Origin of the sequence: Nocardia sp. No.11 (assembly GCF_038752175.1) — a bacterium.
Lineage (GTDB): Bacteria > Actinomycetota > Actinomycetes > Mycobacteriales > Mycobacteriaceae > Nocardia > Nocardia canadensis.
Window position 1 is genome coordinate 90,013 of the sequence record NZ_JBCGFB010000002.1, and the last position, 16,858, is coordinate 106,870.

General features: G+C 70.5%; 14 protein-coding genes. 6 read left to right on the forward strand and 8 right to left on the reverse strand.

Annotation, left to right across the window (positions count from 1 at the left end):
* Window positions 1-64 precede the first annotated feature (64 nt).
* Window positions 65-793 carry a GntR family transcriptional regulator gene (locus tag V8688_RS01550; protein ID WP_342799987.1) on the reverse strand — a complete coding sequence of 243 codons (729 nt, stop codon included), beginning with the start codon at window positions 791-793 and terminating at the stop codon, window positions 65-67.
* Between the two features lie 174 nt (window positions 794-967).
* Between V8688_RS01550 and V8688_RS01555 the strand changes: the two genes are divergently transcribed.
* The gene (locus V8688_RS01555) at window positions 968-4,261 is read left to right on the forward strand and encodes a protein kinase (RefSeq protein WP_342799988.1); all 3,294 of its coding nucleotides are present in this window, start codon (window positions 968-970) and stop codon (window positions 4,259-4,261) included.
* 14 nt (window positions 4,262-4,275) lie between these two features.
* Here the strand turns inward: V8688_RS01555 and V8688_RS01560 are convergent, their stop codons facing one another.
* The gene (locus tag V8688_RS01560) at window positions 4,276-4,632 is read right to left on the reverse strand and encodes a LysR substrate-binding domain-containing protein (RefSeq protein WP_342800003.1); all 357 of its coding nucleotides are present in this window, start codon (window positions 4,630-4,632) and stop codon (window positions 4,276-4,278) included.
* Window positions 4,554-4,910, reverse strand: a complete 357-nt coding sequence (locus V8688_RS01565; protein WP_342799989.1) for a LysR substrate-binding domain-containing protein — start codon at window positions 4,908-4,910, stop codon at window positions 4,554-4,556. The genes V8688_RS01560 and V8688_RS01565 overlap by 79 nt, the downstream gene beginning before the upstream one ends.
* Before the next feature lie 195 nt (window positions 4,911-5,105).
* Between V8688_RS01565 and V8688_RS01570 the strand changes: the two genes are divergently transcribed.
* Window positions 5,106-5,450 (forward strand): DMT family transporter, encoded by a 345-nt coding sequence (locus V8688_RS01570; protein WP_342799990.1) that lies wholly within the window; start codon window positions 5,106-5,108, stop codon window positions 5,448-5,450.
* Entirely contained in the window at window positions 5,447-5,824 is a 378-nt protein-coding gene (locus V8688_RS01575; RefSeq protein WP_342799991.1) for a hypothetical protein, read from the forward strand. The genes V8688_RS01570 and V8688_RS01575 overlap by 4 nt, the downstream gene beginning before the upstream one ends.
* A gap of 3 nt (window positions 5,825-5,827) precedes the next feature.
* On the opposite strand, the gene V8688_RS01580 is transcribed toward V8688_RS01575, so the two are convergent.
* On the reverse strand, window positions 5,828-6,460 hold the full coding sequence (locus V8688_RS01580) for a maleylpyruvate isomerase family mycothiol-dependent enzyme (RefSeq protein WP_342799992.1): 633 nt from the start codon (window positions 6,458-6,460) through the stop codon (window positions 5,828-5,830).
* A gap of 215 nt (window positions 6,461-6,675) precedes the next feature.
* On the opposite strand from V8688_RS01580, the gene V8688_RS01585 reads away from it, so the two are divergent.
* A complete protein-coding gene (locus V8688_RS01585) occupies window positions 6,676-7,611 on the forward strand; it encodes an alpha/beta hydrolase family protein (RefSeq protein WP_342799993.1) in 936 nt (311 codons plus the stop codon).
* 22 nt (window positions 7,612-7,633) lie between these two features.
* On the opposite strand, the gene V8688_RS01590 is transcribed toward V8688_RS01585, so the two are convergent.
* The 4 genes from V8688_RS01590 to V8688_RS01605 all read right to left on the reverse strand — a co-directional run bounded on the left by V8688_RS01590 (window position 7,634) and on the right by V8688_RS01605 (window position 13,992).
* A complete protein-coding gene (locus tag V8688_RS01590; RefSeq protein WP_218721025.1) occupies window positions 7,634-11,143 on the reverse strand; it encodes an indolepyruvate ferredoxin oxidoreductase family protein in 3,510 nt (1,169 codons plus the stop codon).
* A gap of 12 nt (window positions 11,144-11,155) precedes the next feature.
* Entirely contained in the window at window positions 11,156-12,820 is a 1,665-nt protein-coding gene (locus V8688_RS01595; protein WP_342799994.1) for an FAD-dependent monooxygenase, read from the reverse strand.
* Entirely contained in the window at window positions 12,817-13,332 is a 516-nt protein-coding gene (locus V8688_RS01600; RefSeq protein ID WP_316574202.1) for a VOC family protein, read from the reverse strand. Before V8688_RS01600 ends, V8688_RS01595 begins: the two co-directional genes overlap by 4 nt.
* A 90-nt stretch (window positions 13,333-13,422) precedes the next feature.
* Complete coding sequence (locus V8688_RS01605) at window positions 13,423-13,992, reverse strand: TetR/AcrR family transcriptional regulator (RefSeq protein ID WP_218721022.1); 570 nt, start codon at window positions 13,990-13,992, stop codon at window positions 13,423-13,425.
* A gap of 102 nt (window positions 13,993-14,094) precedes the next feature.
* Between V8688_RS01605 and V8688_RS01610 the strand changes: the two genes are divergently transcribed.
* Together V8688_RS01610 and V8688_RS01615 are read left to right on the forward strand one after the other, a co-directional pair.
* Window positions 14,095-14,961: a fumarylacetoacetate hydrolase family protein gene (locus V8688_RS01610; RefSeq protein ID WP_342799995.1), complete on the forward strand. Its 867-nt coding sequence runs from the start codon at window positions 14,095-14,097 to the stop codon at window positions 14,959-14,961.
* Window positions 14,958-16,841, forward strand: coding sequence for an acyl-CoA synthetase (locus tag V8688_RS01615; RefSeq protein ID WP_308248635.1), 1,884 nt, complete (start codon window positions 14,958-14,960; stop codon window positions 16,839-16,841). Before V8688_RS01610 ends, V8688_RS01615 begins: the two co-directional genes overlap by 4 nt.
* Window positions 16,842-16,858: the final 17 nt, after the last annotated feature.

The window sequence follows — 16,858 nt, forward strand, 5'->3', positions numbered from 1 at the left end:
CGTCGTCGCCGGGCTCGGTGACCTCACGCGTAGTCGACTACCCGCATCACGCTCCGGATTCCTTTCACCGGGCGGTGGATTTCTCCGCAGGAAGTCGGTCCTGCTGCTCCAGCGTCGCGATCAGCGCGTCGGCTCCCGACATGATGTGGTCGCGCATCAGGCTGCTCGCCGTCTTCGCACGCCCCTTCCGCAGCGCCTCGAGCATCGCCGGTAGGAAGTCCAGCGAGTCGTCGGTGTCGCGGTGGAACCGGCTCGGCAGTTGCTTGGCGATCGAGCCGAGCAGTAACGCGAGCCGACGCGATTCGGCGGCCGACACGATCGTGCGGTGGAATTCTTCGCGCAGGGCTACGGTGCGGTCGGCCTCGGCACCATCGGCGACCGCCTTTTCGTGTTCACCCACGATGTCGGCCAGGCGGGCGAGGTCGCGCGGGGAGATGGATTTCGCCGCGCGCGCTGCCAGCTCGCCGGCCAGCGTGGCCTGCGCCCAGAACAGATCCCGCACATCGCGCGCGCTGAAGGCCGAGACCATGAATCCGCGCCGGGGCACCAGTTCGACGAACCCCTCACCGCTGAGGAGCAGCAGACCTTCTCGCACCGGCGTGTTGCTCACGCCGACCGCCTCGGCTATGGGCTCAGCGCGCAGGAACTCGCCCGATCGAACCCGTCCGGAGATGATCAGCTCCCGGACGTAGTCGGCGACGTCATCGGAGAGCTGCTGACGCTGCGAGTTCGCCCGCGGTGGCAGGTCTCGCATCGTCGAGATCGGCGGGCGTCGGTCGGTGTCGTTCGACATGTTGTGCATTATGCGTCGTGCTCGGCGGTGTCCGCAGCACGACCCGGCGACGCGTGGTCCAGGGATGCCCGAAACGCGCCTGACGTCGTCGAACACCGACAGTTTCGGCGCTATCCTCGGTAGAGGCGAGCGCACCAGCGCACCGCCGACACGCCGTGACCGAATCGAGCCGAGATGGCCGACAACCTGCCGACTCAGCGCAGCTCGGCCTCGGGCATCGCGGCGGAACTCGCCGCCGAGGGCTTCGAGGACGCCGAGGAGATCGGGCGCGGCGGTTTCGGCGTGGTGTACCGGTGCGCCCAGCCCGATCTGGATCGGGTGGTCGCCGTCAAGGTCCTCACCGCCGAACTCGACCCCGACGGGCTGCAACGGTTCGTGCGCGAGCAGCAGGCGATGGGCAGGCTGTCCGGCCATCCGCACATCGTCGCGGTGTTCCAGGCGGGCACCACGCACGGTGGGCACCCGTATCTGGTGATGCCGTATCACGCGCGGGGCTCGCTCGAGCAGCGCATCCATGCCGTCGGCCCGCTCGACTGGGCGGCGACGCTGCGGCTGGGTGTGAAGATGGCGGGCGCGCTCGAGACCGCGCATCGGGCGGGCATCCTGCACCGCGACGTGAAACCGTCCAACATCCTGCTCAGCGACTACAACGAGCCCGAGCTCACCGATTTCGGGATCGCCCGGATCCAGGGCGGATTCCACACGACCACCGGCGTCGTCACGGGCTCGCCCGCTTTCGCCGCGCCGGAGGTGCTGCGCGGCGCGCAGGCGACCACCGCCGCCGATGTCTACGGTCTCGGCGCCACCCTGTTCTGCGCTCTCACCGGCCATGTCGCCTACGAGCGGCGCGTCGGTGAGCAGGTGCTGTCGCAGTTCCTGCGGGTATCCGCGCAGCCGGGACCCGATCTCACCGATCAGGATGTGCCCGAGGAGGTCAGGGCTGTCATCGAGCACGCGATGGCCCCAGATCCCGCCGATCGGCCCGACAGCGCCGCCGCGTTCGGCGCGGAACTGCGCGAAGCCCAGCGCAGCACCGGCGGCGAGGTCGACATCTTGCGGATTCCGAGCACGGTGCGGCCGGCGACGGCGCCGGTCGCGGCGCCGCGCGTGCACGAACGAACCACCGCCCCACCGACACCCGCCACCAAATACCGCCCGCCGACTCCCGCCCGCGCCACCCTCGCCAGGAAGCGTCTGCTCGAGCACTTGCGCACGAGCGAAGGCACCCGGCTCACCGCCATCCACGCGCCCAGCGGGTTCGGCAAGACCACGCTGGCCGCGCAGTGGCACGACGAACTGATCGAGCACGGCGCGGCGGTCGCGTGGCTCACGCTGGACGAGGACGACGACAACGTCGCCTGGTTTCTCACCCACCTGGCCGACGCCCTGCGGCCCGCCGTCCCCGACCTCGCCGACGAGCTCGACCGGCTGCTGGAAGCCGACCCCGACGATCCCACCCGCGCCGTGCTCACCGCGCTCGTCGACGGCCTGCACACCCGCGACCGGCGGGTGACACTGATCCTCGACGACTGGCAGCGGGTCACCGGCACGGCCTCGGTGGCGGCCGTGCGGTTCCTGCTCGAGCACGGCTGCCACCATCTGCCGCTGGTCGTCACCAGCACCGCGCGGCTCGAACTGCCACTGAGCAGGTTGCGCATCCACGGCGAACTGGCCGAGATCGACGCCGCCACCCTGCGTTTCGACGCCGACGAGGTGCGTGCCTTCCTGGCCGAGGCCGGTGGCGTGCGGCTGACGGCCGAGGAGGTCGCCGCGCTGGCCGGCGCCACCGACGGCTGGATCGCGGCGCTGCAGCTGACCGTGCTGTCGCTGCGCGCGGGCGAGGCACCCGAGCACCTGCTCGACAGCCTCGCGCTGCACCCCGATATCGGCGCCTTCCTCGCCGAGAACGTGCTCGACACACTGGATCCCGACACGCTCGACTTCCTCATGACGACCTCGATCTGCGAGCGGATCTGCGGTGGCCTGGCGACCGCGCTCACCGGCCGCGCCGACGCCGCCGCGCTGCTCGCCGACCTCGCCGACCGCGGGCTGTTCCTGCTGCCGACGGGCCCGGACCACGACTGGTATCGCTACCACCAGCTGTTCGCCGGCTACCTGTGTCGCCGCCTGGCCAAGGACCGGCCGACCGAAATCGCGCCGCTGCGGCAGAAAGCCGCGACATGGTTCGCCCGGCAGCACCTGCTCAACGACGCGGTCGAGCACGCGCTGGCGGCCGACGATCCGGAGCGGGCGGTCGACCTGGTCGAGGAGGGCGCGGGGTACCTGCTGGAACGCTCGAGAATGATGATGCTGCAAGGCATTCTGGCCAAGCTGCCCGCCGCGGTGTGCCGGACCAGACCGCGGATCCAGCTGTTCGGCGTCTGGATCGATCTGGTGCTGCGGCGTCCCACGGCCACCGCGGCCTCGCTCGCCCGCTTCGAGACCGCGCTGGTCGCGGCCGCGCCCGCCGAGCCGGATCGCACCGAGATGCGCACCGAGGCCGACGTGGCGATCAGCGTCGGCGAGATGTTCGCCGACCGGATCTCGGAGCTGGACGGCCTGATCGGCGACGCGCTGGCCCGTCCGGACGACTTCTCTCCGCGCATTCCCGGCGTGGCGGCCAATATCGCCACTTACGTGGCGATCCACCGTTTCGACTACGACAAGGCCCGCCGCCGGCAGCTGTGGGCGGCGCCGTATCACGAGCAGAGCGGTCCGTTCCTGTCGGTCTACGGGCGCTGCTACGCCGGGCTCGCGGCCTGGGAGCAACTCGATGTCGCCGGCGCCGAGGACCTGCTCACGACCGCGTACGACACCGCGCGGTCGACGATGGGTCCTGCCGCGCACGCCACCCGTCTGGCCGGCGCGCTGCTCGGCGCTTTGCGATACGAGACAGGCGATCCGGACACCGCCGCCGAACTCCTCGAACAGAGCAGGGAACTGTCCACCGAAGGGGGCGGCGGGGTCGACTTCATGCTGGCCACCTACGCCACCGGAGCCCGGGTTCGCGCGCTGCGCGGCGACCGGGACGGCGCGCTCGGCCTGCTCGACGAAGGCTTGGCCCACGCCGAACGACTGGGGCTGCCCCGCCTGGCCGCCCGTATCCGCAATGAACAGGTGCGGCTCGGTGTCGTCCTCGAGCCCGCGGTGGTCGCGGAGATCACCCGCCCGCGCTCGATCCGGCGCGAGGACGGAATCGCCACGGCCATCGACGAAACCGACGAGGACTCCGCGATCCGGTTGCTGGCCGCCACCGACCGCCACCAGCTCGCGGTCGAACGCGCGGAAACCCTCCTGGCCGGGATCGACGCCGAACGCAGGCCGTTGGCCGCGGTGCGCGCGGGCCTGCTGCGCGGCGCGACCCTGCGGCGAGCGGGCCGGGCGGCCGAGGCGGACCGTCTTCTCGCGCCGCTGGTGCGGCGCTGCGATCAGCTCGGCCTGGCACGCCTGCCCGCCGACGCGATGTAGGAACGCCACCCGCGTCAGGACGCTGTACGGGAGGCCGCGAAATCACCCGTGACTGCCGCGAACGCGCGTATCAGCTCGGTCTCGGAGTCGGCGCGCCAGACGAAGGTCCAGCGGCAACGCGGGCCGTCGGGCATCGGCACGTACACCACGCCGGGGCGGGCGTAGTACCGCACGCAGTGTTCCTGGGCCAGGGCGACGGCCCGGCCCGCGGCGATGGCGGCCAGCATCTCCTGGAAGGTGTGCACGCGGGGACCACGCGGGATCGGGCGACCCGCGGGCGTGCGGGACGGGATCAGCTCGTCGGCCCAGTAGCCGGGTGCGCCGGTGCCGATATCGCACAGGATGTGGTCGCCGAGGTCCTCGATCGGAATCGTCGCGCGCGTGACCGATTCGCTGCCTCCGGCACCGCGAGCCGGACCGGTTCGACGAGCACGGTGGGGCCGACAGTGATGTCGGGCTCGCGGACCGGCAGCCACAGCAGCTGGATGTCGACGGTGCCGGCGCGCAGCGGGCCGAAGGGGTCGGCGAAATGGGCTTCGCGCAGGACCAGCTCGACCCCGGGGTGGGCATCGGTGAACGCCCGCAGCACGGGGGCGACGACGTGGCCGAGCGCGCCCATGATGCCGACCTCGGTCGGCTTGTTCGTCACCGGGCAGATGTTCGCCTCCCTCGCGCTCGACGTCGGCGGGCTGCTCGGCGTCGAGCCGCGGCCGTTGACCGGGCATGCTGCTGGGCGCCGCGGTGCTGCTGGCCGGGATCGTGGTGGTGATCCGCAGCCAGCTCACCGGTGGTCGTGGCCAGACCTCCGCGAGGGCGCAGGTGGGCTGGATCGCGCTGGGACTCGGTGCCGGCGCGGCACTTCCGGTCCAGGGCGCGACCAACGCAGCGTTGCGCCGGGCGCTCGACGATCCGTTTCGTCACCGGACTGTGGTCGTTCGTCGTGGCGACGGTGACCAACGCGGTGGCGCTGGCCGTCCTCGTGGTCACCGGCCGCACGCCGCGGCCGCGGATCGCCCCGTTGCGGACGGTGCCGTGGTGGGGCGCGGCGGCGACCTACGTCACCGTCACGTTCACCGTCATCCCGCAGATCGGCGCCGCCACCACCATCGCGCTGACCGTGACCAGCCAGCAACTGGTGTCGGCAGCCATCGACCACGTGGCTGGTTCCAGCTGCCGAGCAAGCCCGTGACCAGCGCCCGCCTGGCCGGGCTCGCTGCGCTGATCGCCGGATGCCCGCTGGTGCAACGGAAGATCTCCGCGTTTGCCCGCGGCGGCGTCGTCGAGGAAGGCCACGCCGATCCGCCGGAGGCTGGACGGGAGCACCGCCAACGGGATGGCGAGGCGGTGATCGCGGCCCACCGAGGGACGTCCGCCACCGCGGTATGCGCGGCCCGCCACGCGGTGCGCAGCCGCCCGGCGCGCACCGGCGTTCCATACGCCCGGCCACTTCGCTCGGGCCGATCGGCGGACGGTGCGCCGCGCACCACCGGCGACCCCGGTGCGGCGAGGTCGACCGCGCCGGTGCCCGGTCAGCGTCGACGGCGGTTCACCGAGTGGGCGTAGCGCTCACCCGGCGTGCGGCAGGCCCGTCAGGGTCGCGGCGCCCGGACCGTCCAGTTCCCCGGCCTCGAGCGGTCTTCCGGACAGCGCGAGCAGCAGCGCCAGGGCGGTGCCGCGCACCTGCGGACCGGCACCGACGTCGAGGTCCGCGTCGGTGGCCGTCAGGCGAAGGCCCTGTGCGCGTTCCTTGCCTCCGCCGACCTTCACCGAGGTGCCGAGCTGATGTCGCACCGCCGTCACGATCGGCGCGACGGGATAGTCCCGGTGCAGGCCGAGGGGACGGCGGATGTCCTCGCCGTGGACGAACGCTTCGATCAACCTGGTCGCCTTCGGCGCGGGGGCCCCGGTGGTCCGGTGGCTCGCCGCGCGGAACGCGGCCAACGTCAGCACCGGGTCCCCGGCCCGCTCCCGCGCGATGCCCGCGGCATTGAAACGGTCGAAATCGAAACGGGCAGCGGCGAAGTGCACGAAGAATCCCAGACGGGTGGTCTTCGCGTCGTCGGTCAGATGCGCCACGACATCGTGCACGTCCCAGCCCGCACACAGTGACGGCGTGGACCACCGCTGCGCGGGCAGGTCCGTCAGGTCCGCGATCAGGGCAGCACGCTCGGCGTGCACCACCGGCCAGATCTCGTTCACGTCAGCCTCCGCTCCGTGGGTACCGACCCGCACAGTACCGCCGAGGCGCCCCCGCGTCGGTCCGACCACCGGCGCCGGGCGCGGGGAATGACGCGGATCGCCAGCGGAAGAGATTGTCGAACACTAGTATTCGCCGATGTGCCCAGCGCTCGGGTCGCGCGTCGACGCCGCCCGTGACCACCGCGGCGCGCACCGTCGATCGAGAGGACCCTCCGATGTTCGGACCTCGCCTATCCCTTGCCCTCGCAGCCCTGCTCACCGCCGTCGCCGCCACATTCACCCTGCCCGCTCCCGCGCAGGCCGCCGCGGGCACGGTGCGCTGGGAAACCAGGGTCAGTGACCGCATTCTCGACATCGGGATCTCCTCCCCCAACCTCGAAGGCCCCGGCTTCGCGGTGAAGGTCGTGCGGCTGTTGCTCCCGCCCGGCTGGTCCAAGAACGCCGGACGCACCTGGCCCACCATCTGGGTGCTGCACGGCGGGTTCGACGACCACAAGTCCTGGACCGACAAGGGCGACCTCGAAGCCCTCACCGCGGGCACCGAAGCGATCTACGTGCTGCCCGAAACCAGTTGGTGCAGCGCCTATTCCGACTGGTGGAACTACGGCGCCTACGGCGCACCCGCCTGGGAGAAGTACCTCACCGACGACGTGCGTACGATTCTCGAATCCGGCTACCGGGCGGGCACCACCCGGGCCGTCGCGGGCAACTCGATGGGTGGTCTCGGCGCGATGAAGTTCGCGGCGAAGTACCAGGGATGGTTCCGCTCCGCCGCCGCCTTCAGCGGCAATGTCGACCCGCTGCACGACTCCGGCGCACCCGGTGACCCCGACAAGCCGGGCCAGGGGTGCGCCGCGGACTGGAAGCGGGTGTGGGGCGACTACACCGCGCAGCGCTCGATCTGGGAGCAGAACAACCCGTACACCCAGGCGTCGAAATTGACCGGAATCCCGCTGTTCGTCTCCTACGGCAAGAACGATCCCGTGGAATCGCTGGCCTACGAACAGAACTACCGCTTCGTCGACAAGCTGCAGTCGCTCGGCGCGAATGTCGACGAACGCTACGTGCCGTCCCACGGCCACAACTGGGACGCCTGGCAGGTACAGATGCGCAACGCGCTGCCCATGCTGCTGTCCTCGGTCGGCGCCTAGGACCCGATGCGCACCCACCGCGTCATCGGGAACCTCCGCGCGACGCCGCGTCGGAGTATCCGGCCATCAGCTCGGCCATCCGGGCACGGTAGCGCGCGACGTTGTCCATCTTGATCGACTCGTAGCCGCGGACCATGTCCGGTAGATCGGCGATTTCGACCGCGAGCGGAAGGGTCTCGCTGCTCAGCCCGGCGAGAAGCTCGGTGACGGCCGTCCGGTATTCGGCGATCAAGGCACGCTCGGTCCGGCGAACCCCCGCGGCGCCGAAGGGATCCAGGCGGGTGCCACGGACTCGGCGCATCGAGACCAGACTCCGATAGACCGGACGGAACCACGGCCCGAGTTCGAGCTTGTTCTTCATACCCAGCGCACGCAGCACAGGCGGGTGCAGCCGGTAGGAGATGCGGGCGCCGCGACCGAATTCCGCCTCGACGGACGCGCGGATATCGGGGTCGAGCGAGAGGCGGGCGACCTCGTACTCGTCCTTGTAGGCCATGAGCTTGTACAGATGGCGCGCGACGGACTCGGTGAGGGCGGTAGAACCGGGCGTTCGCTCGGTCTCGACGAGGCGCACCTGTTCGACGAATGTGCTGAATTGCCGTGCGTAGGCGACGTTCTGGTAGTCGATCAGGTCGGGGATGCGCAGCGCGAGCAGTCGGTGGAGCTCGGATTCGGGTGCGGCGTGCACGGTCGCCAGCAGCTGGTCCGCCGAAGCCGAACGCGCGCGGGGTGTTTCGGCCGGGCCTGTCGCCTCGGCCAATGCCACGGCAAAGGCGTCGGGGTCGGCGACCGCCAGCCGGCCGTAGCGGAAAGCGGCCGTATTCGCCGCGACCTGCACGCCGTTGAGGTCGATGGCCGTTTCGATGTCGGCCGGCGCCAGCGGCAACGCGCCGGTCTGGACGGCGATTCCCGCGAGCAGCAGATTGGCGAACTGATCCGCGCCGAGCAGCGCGATCGCCACGCCGCGTGCGTCGAGGAAGCGAGCTTCGACCACGGTCGCCTCGATCGCGTCGCGGATCGGTCCGGCCGCGGGAAACGAGACGGCGGGATCGGTGACCATCTGCCCGGTCGGGACCTCGCTGGTGGAGACGACCGCCGCGGTCCGCGCGGGATCGGCGGCGACGAGATAGCGGGGATCGGCGGCGACGAGCAGGTCGCACCCGAGGTACAGGTCGCAGCCCCCGGCGATCGCCTTGCTGCCCTGGTCGATCGGCTCGCGGGAGACGGTGATGTCGGAGACCACCGCACCACCCTTCTGGGCGAGCCCGGTCTGATCCAGTGCCCGGACCCGGAGCCCACCCAGTGTGGCCGCGGTGCTGAGCAACTGTGCCAAGGTCACCACGCCGGAGCCGCCGACACCGGTGATGCGCGTGGTGTGAGTCGCGGGGAAGGTCGCGGGCGGCCGAGGCACATCGGTCGGACCGGCGGGCACCGCGGGCGCGCGGCGATGGTCCGGCGCCGGCACGACGGACAGGAACGACGGGCAGTCACCGGCCAGGCAGGAACGGTCGATATTGCAGGAGGACTGATCGATTCGGGTCTTGCGGCCGAATTCGGTGTCGACGGGCTGGACGGACAGACAGTTCGACTTCTGTCCGCAGTCGCCACAGCCCTCGCACACCCGTTCGTTGATCACGATGCGCTCGATCGGCTTCGGCGCGAGTCCACGCTTGCGTTTGCGCCGCAGCTCGGTGGCGCACTCCTGATCGTGGATCAGCAGGGTGACACCCGTGATCGTGGCCAGGGTCTCCTGGGCTTCGATCAGCCGATCCCGATGCCAGACCTGGACTCCCCTGGGCAGCGCGATCTTGCGGTACCGGCGCGGTTCGTCGGTCGTCACGATGATCCGCGCGACTCCCTCGGCGCGCATCGCCGCGCAGATCTCGGCGACGGACATGACCCCGACGGCCTGCTGACCACCGGTCATCGCCACCGCGGAGTTGTAGAGCAATTTGTAGGTGATGTGACTGCCGGCCGCGATCGCCGCGCGCACGGCGAGACTGCCCGAATGGTGGAAGGTCCCGTCACCGAGATTCTGGATCAAGTGGGTGCGGGCCAGGAACGGCGCCATGCCGATCCACTGCGCGCCCTCGCCACCCATCTGGGTGAGGCCGGTGACATCGCCGACCTGCGCGGGACTCATCAGCGACACCATTCCGTGGCAGCCGATGCCCGCGCCGACCGTTGCGCCTTCGGGTGTCTTGGTGGAGATGTTGTGCGGACAGCCCGAGCAGAAATACGGCGTCCGGGTGATCAAAGGCAGAGCGCGCGACAGCGTTTCGCTGCGAGCGCGCCCACGCCACGCGGCCACCGACGGGAATCCACCGAGCTGGGTCAGCCGGACGGCGAGCTTGGTCGCGATGATGTCGGGGTCGAGTTCACCGTCGACGGGCAGGAAGGCGGCGCCATCGGGCAGCTTCTTACCGGTGACCTGGGGGGCGTCCGGCTTGCCGTAGAGCACGTCCTTGATCGCGGTCTCGAGGAAGGGCCGCTTCTCCTCGACCACGATGATCTCGTCGAGCCCCTCGGCGAACCGCCGGACCACCGTCGGCTCGAGCGGATGAATCATCCCGAGGCGCAACAGGCGGATACCGCGTCTGGCCAATTCGGCGTCGTCGAGGCCGAGGCTGCCCAGTGCCTGGCGCACATCGAGTGCGGTCTTGCCCGCGGCGACGATCCCCAGCCGGTCGTCCACGCCACGGTGGGTGATCCGGTTGAGGTCGTTGGCCACGGCATAGCGCCGCGCGATCTCCAGCCGCGCGCCCTCGCGGCTGCGTTCGAGCACGCCGAGGGTCGGCTGCAGCACGTGTGCGGTCACCTCGTGCCGGTAGACGGTGCCGTCGACGGTCCGGTCGGGTTCCACCGGGCGGACCCGGTCGGGGGCCAGGTCCACCGTGCCCGATCCGTCGGCCACATTGGTCGCGATCTTCATCGCCACCCACAGCCCGCAGGCCCGCGACATCGCCACGCCGTGCAGCCCGAAGTCCAGGGCCTCCTGGGGATCCGCCGGATACAGGGTCGGCAGGCCGAGGTCGGCGAGCAACGCCTCGGACGCGCCGGGCACGGTCGACGACTTCGCGGCCGGATCGTCACCGACGAGGGCGAGTACGCCGCCGTCGGGGTGGGTGCCCATCATGTTCGCGTGCCGGATGGCGTCGGACGCGCGATCCAGCCCGGGCGACTTGCCGTACCAGAGCGCGACGACCCCGTCGACGCGCTTGTCGTCCTGGACCGACGCCAGCTGCGTGCCCTGGACCGCGGTCGCGGCCAGTTCCTCGTTGACGCCGGGCTGGAAGACGATGTCGTGCTCGGTCAGCAGCGCGGCGTTGCGGGCGAGTTCGGTGTCGTAACCGGCCAGCGGTGAGCCCTCGTAGCCGGAGACGAATGCGGCGGTGCGCCTGCCCGCCCGCAGATCGGCGCGGCGCAGCTCCAGCGGCAACCGCGCTAGGGCCTGAATGCCGGTGAGGTGCACGGCACCGGTCAGCTGGGTGTACCGGTCCGACAGTGCTACCGGCGCGGGGTGTTCGGTCACATCGATGGCTTTCTACGAGGTCTGTCGGGACGCGGATGCACAGATGCCGAGGGCACCGCGCAGGGCGAGGGTCAGGTCGGTGACCGGTGTCTCGGACGCGCGATCGGTCAGCCAGGCGATGTGCCCGTCCGGCCGCACCAGGACGGCGCCCGTCGTGCCGATACCGAGCCGGCCGGGGTCGAGATCGAGCTCCCGACCGACCACGAAGGCGCGGATCGGGATCTGCCCGGCGGCCTCGGCTGTCGCTGTCGCCCAGGACGATCCGGCCGCGCCGGCGATCACGGTGAACCATGGCCCGAGCAGATCGAGGGTCGAGATCGTCGCCTGGTCGTAGCGGGTCCACACGTGCGGCAGCCGGGCACCGACGACGGCGGTGCCGATCGGATCGGTGGCGACGCCGTCCGCGTCGTAGACATAGGCCAGTTCCTGCTCGAGGTCGTCGAAGTGCGCGCGGTGCTGCGGGATCGCGGCGGCCAGCCGGTCGCGTTCCCGCTGCGCCACCTCGGGATCCGGGCTGTCGAGCCGCTGGGCGATCTCGACGGTCAGCGGGCCGACCCCGGCATCGACCATGCGCAGCGCGTTGCCGACGCTGCGCTCGGTATTGCTGACCGCGACCGCGCGGCGCTCGGTCTCGTAGCTGTCCAGCAGGGCCTCCGGCGCCCAGCCGCCGAGAACGGCGGCGAGCTTCCAGCCCAGGTTGTCGGCGTCGGCGAGACCGGTGTTCATGCCGAGCCCGCCGGTCGGCGGAAACTGGTGCGCGCTGTCCCCGGCGAGCAGGACCCGCCCGGCGCGATAGCTCGCCGCGGTCCGGGCCGCCATCGTCCATGTCCCCACCGACCGGATGTCGACGGCGAGATCGGCGCTCCCGACCGCGGTGCGCACCAGGTCGATACAGCGCTGCGGGGTGTAGTCCGACAGCGATTCCTGAGCGGGGTCGAACGGCCGGTTCAACGTCCAGCGGTGGTCGCCGTCCATGCCGATGAGCACACCGGGCGAGTGGGCGTTGATCAGCCAGATCAGCAGCGCGGGGTCCGCCTCGGTCCACGGTGCGAGATCGGCGTGGAAATAGATGTTGAGCTGCTGCCCCAGCTCGGGCACGCCCGCCATGCCGATGCCGAGATCGTCACGCAGAGTGCCCGCGGCACCGTCGGACGCCACAACGTAGCGCGCCTGCACCGTACGGCGCCCGCCACCGGATTCGAGCTCGACCGCCACGTGATCACCCACGTCGGCGACACCGCGAACCTCGGTCTCGAAGGCCAGCGTCGCCATGCCCTGTGCCCGCAGCGCGTCGAGCAGTCGCTGCTGGACGCGATCCTGCGCGCACGAGGTGATCATCTCGGGAGAAGCGCCCGCGCGGCGCAGGATTCGGTCCTGTCCGCCATCGGCGAGGTCGATCCGACCGAGCGCGGAGCCGGCCAGGGTCTGCTTCCAGACGATATTGCGCATCCACTCCGGCGCGACGGCGTCGCCGGTGACCGCGTCGGCGATGCCCCAGGAGCGCAGCAGTTCCATCGATCGGGTGTTGACCACATGCGCGCGGGGATGCGGATTGATCCCGCCGAACCGCTCGCAGACGAGGCTCGCGACACCGTGCCGACCCAGCACATACGCCGTCGCCAGGCCGACGGGTCCCGCGCCGACGATGAGCACCGGCGTCCGGTCGGGCGCGCTCACGGCCGCCGCACCAGGTCGGCGAACGACTCACCAGCGCCGAAGCGCGCGACGAGGTCGTCGGGATCGAACTCCACGCCGATCGGGTTGGCGGCGAAGGCGCCGGACTCGAAGAAGTCGGCCAGCTCCGCGTCGGTGGCGAAGTTGTCGATCTGCAGCTCGATGTGATTGCCGTCGGGGTCTTCGTAGTACATCGAGGTGGTCGGGCCGTGGTTGATCGTCCAGAACGGCCGCACCTCGAGCGCCTTCAACCGTTCGTAGGTGGCGAGCAGGTCGGCGAGCGTGTCGTAGGTGAAGGCCACGTGATGCAGGCCCGAGTGCGCGTCGGTCGGGCGCTGCGAGGCGCCGGTCGCCAGGAAGGCGACGCGGTGGTGTTCCTCGTCGTAGGTCACGAACGCCAGCAGGTCGGTGCCGAAGACCAGGCGTCCTTCCAGGACCTGGACGTACCAGTCGACCATCTCCGATAGCCGACCGGTCCGCAGGACGACGTGCGCGAGTTTTGCCGGTGATGCCATGAGCGGACTCTCCTTCGAGCCGAGAACATCTCTTGAATGCGATACAAGAGAAGCTAGGCCCGCTCATGAATGAAAGTCAAGAGTTGGCGGTCATCCCGCTTTCGCGGCGGCGGCGACGAGGGTGGCGATCAGCAGATCGATCAGCTCGTCGGTCGGCCGATCCAGGCGGCGCACGCTGACCAGCAGCCCCTCGAACAACACGTGGGCGAGGTCGGCGACCGAGGCGAGATCGGCACCGTCACCGGCCCGCTCCGACATCGCCGCGAAAAGCCGCTGCTCGAGCCAGTCGCGCATCTGCTCGTAGACCGCCCGCAGGGTCGCCGTTTCCTCCATCCGCTCGTAGGCGACGCGATGCAGCGCCCGATAGGGCTCCATCCGCACCAGCAGGGCGACCAGTTCGGCGCGCGGATCCCCCGACAGGGTCGCGTCGGCCTCGACCCGGGCCCGCTCCGCCTCGAAGATCGAGGCGATCACCGCGGCGAAGAGGTCATCCTTGGTGGGGAAATACCAGTGCACCGCCGCGGGCGCGATACCGGCCGCCCGGCCGACCGCCGCCACGCTGGTGCCGCGATAGCCGTTGCCGACGAAGAGCTCGCGCGCCTGCGCGACCAGTTCGGCCTGACGTTCGGCCTTGGGGATCTCCTGACGATTCTTGGGCATGCGACCACTCTATGCCCGCTCTTGACTGAGAGCTAAGACATGCTCTTAACTGACACTCAAGAGAACGGGCCGGTGGGTAGCCGGCGAACAAGGAGGTTCGATATGCGTCTCTACGCCCTCGACAGCGGACTCGCCAGGGAAGACCGGGCCGGCGTGCTCGCCGTGCTCGATCTGCCGTATCCGGACGTGGGCGCGCTCCTGCGCGGTCCGGGCATCGACGCCGCCCGGACCGCGCCGGTGCTGCGGGAACAGCCGCTGACGCCCGCGACGCTGCGCTCCCCCGTGTCGCGGCCCGGCAAGGTGTTGATCGTCGGGTTGAACTACGGCAGCCACGCGAGCGAGGCGCTGGCGATGTTCGCGGCGCTGGGCACACCGGATATCACGCTCCCGGACGAACCGAACCTCCAGGTCTGCGCCGGGTCGGCGGTGACCGGTCCCGCCGATCCGATCCGGCTGCCCGCGGTGGCGGCCGAGTACGTCGACTACGAGGGTGAGGTCGCCGTCGTCATCGGCACGACCGCCACCGCGGTGACCGTGGACGAGGCGTGGGCGCACGTGGCCGGGCTGACGATCGTCAACGACGTGTCCGCGCGCGATATCCAGCGCCGGGCGATGACCGGGGACCCGACCGCATCGATCGGCGTCGCCAAGAGCTTCGACACTTTCAAACCGCTCGGCCCCTGCTTGGTCACCGCCGACGAGTTCACCGATACGCCGGATCTCGGCCTCCGCACCCGGGTGAACGGGCACCTGCGCCAAGAAGATCGGACCAGCGGCTTCCTGCATTCCATCCCGGAGCTGATCGCGTATCTGTCGTGCTATCAGACCCTCGAACCCGGTGACGTGATCTGCACCGGCACACCGCGCGGCGCCGGGGTGTTCTCGGAACGCTACCTGCGCGCCGGCGATCTGGTCGAGGTGGAGGTCGAGCGGATCGGCGTGCTCGGCAATCGGGTGGTCAGCGCGTGAACATCGTGCCCACCCCGCCCGACATCGTCGCCGTCGCGGAACTCGCGCGGCTCGAGTCGATATCGCCGGCCGAGCGCGCGTGGCCCGACAGCACCTACGAACTGCTCGCGGCCGCCGCTCGCCGGGCAGGCGACCGTCCCGCCCTCCACCTGCTGCGGGGTGGCCGAGGGTGGGATCGGCCCGAAACCTGGTCCTACGCGGATCTCCTGCTCCGGGTGAACCGGGCGGCAAACCTGTACGCGGCGCTCGGTCTCGAGCCCGGCGGGGTGGTGGGCCTGCTGTTGCCCAACACCGGCGCCACGTACGCGGCGCTGTTCGGCGCCCAGGCGGTGGGCATCGCCAATCCGGTCAATCCGATGCTCGCGACCGAGCACATCATCGATATCTTCCGGCTCACCGAAGCGCGGATACTCATCGCTGCCGCACCGGAACTCGACCCGGGGATGTGGCGGACGGCGTGCGAGGTGGTCGCGGCGCTGCCCGGATTGCGGGCGCTGATCACGGTCGGTGGCGAAGTGGCCGAACCGCCCGCACAGTGGGTCGGCGACTTCGACGCGCTGTCCGCCGGTCAGCCCGCGGAGCTCACGACAGATCGGCTGCCCCGGCCTACGGATGTGGCCGCCTATTTCCATACCGGCGGAACGACCGGCACGCCGAAGGTCGCGGCCCACACGCACGCGAACGAGGTCTCTCTCGCGTGGGCGCTGGCCCAGCACGAGATCTTCGGCGAGGACGCGGTCATGCTGGCCGGACTGCCGCTGTTCCATGTGAACGCGGTGCTCGTCACCGCGCTCGCACCGTTCTACTCGGCACGGTCGGTGGTGTCGCTCGGACCGCTCGGCTATCGGGACCGGACCGCGATGGCCGATTTCTGGCGGATCGTGGAACGCTATCGCGTCACCGGCTTTTCGGCGGTTCCCACGGTGTACGCGGGGCTGCCCGCCGTTCCGGACGGCGTCGACATCTCCAGCCTGCGGGCCGGAATCGTCGGTGCGGCCCCGCTTCCCAGCCGAGTCCGAAGCGATTTCGAAACCGCGACCGGGGTACCCATGCTCGAAGGGTACGGACTGACCGAAGCCACCTGCGCCAGCGTGCTCGCGCCGGTGCGCGGCAACCGTCCCGGCGCGCTGGGACTGCGGCTGCCCGACCAGCAGATCAAGGCGGTCCGGGTCGACGACGCCGGCAGGCCGGTCGCTGACTGCGCGCCCGGGGACACCGGGGTCCTCGCCGTGCGCGGACCCAGTGTCTTTCCCGGCTATCTCCGCGCGGGTCCCGGCGGCCCCACGCCCGACCCCACCGGGATCGTGGTCGACGGCTGGCTGATCACCGGCGATCTGGGACGGGTCGACGCCGACGGATTCGTGACGCTGGCAGGCCGAGCCCGCGACGTCATCATCCGCGGTGGGCACAATATCGACCCGCGGCTGGTCGAGGAGTCGCTGCTCGCGCATCCGGATATCGAAGCCGCCGCGGTGGTACCACGACCGGACAGCCACGCCGGCGAAGTGCCCGCGGCGTATGTCGTCCTGCGGCTCGGCGCCTGCGCGTCACCGGCGGAGTTGCTGTCCTGGGCCGGCTCCCACGCACCCGAACCGGCGGCCGCACCGAAATTCGTCCATATCGTCGAGGAAATCCCGGTCACCACGGTGGGCAAGGTGCACAAGGTGCCGCTGGTCCACGATGCGGTCCGGCGGGTGGTGATGCGGGAAACCCACGACGCCGGGCTCCGCGGCGATGTGGAGGTCAGTTCGCGAGACGGTCGCCCGCACGCGCTGCTCCGAGTGCGGGACAACGCCTCGGCCGGTGACATCGAGGCCCTGATCGGGCGGCTCGACGCCTATGCCTTCTCGTGCGCGATAGACCGAGGGCCCGATTCCTGAGCATCACCCGGGACGAT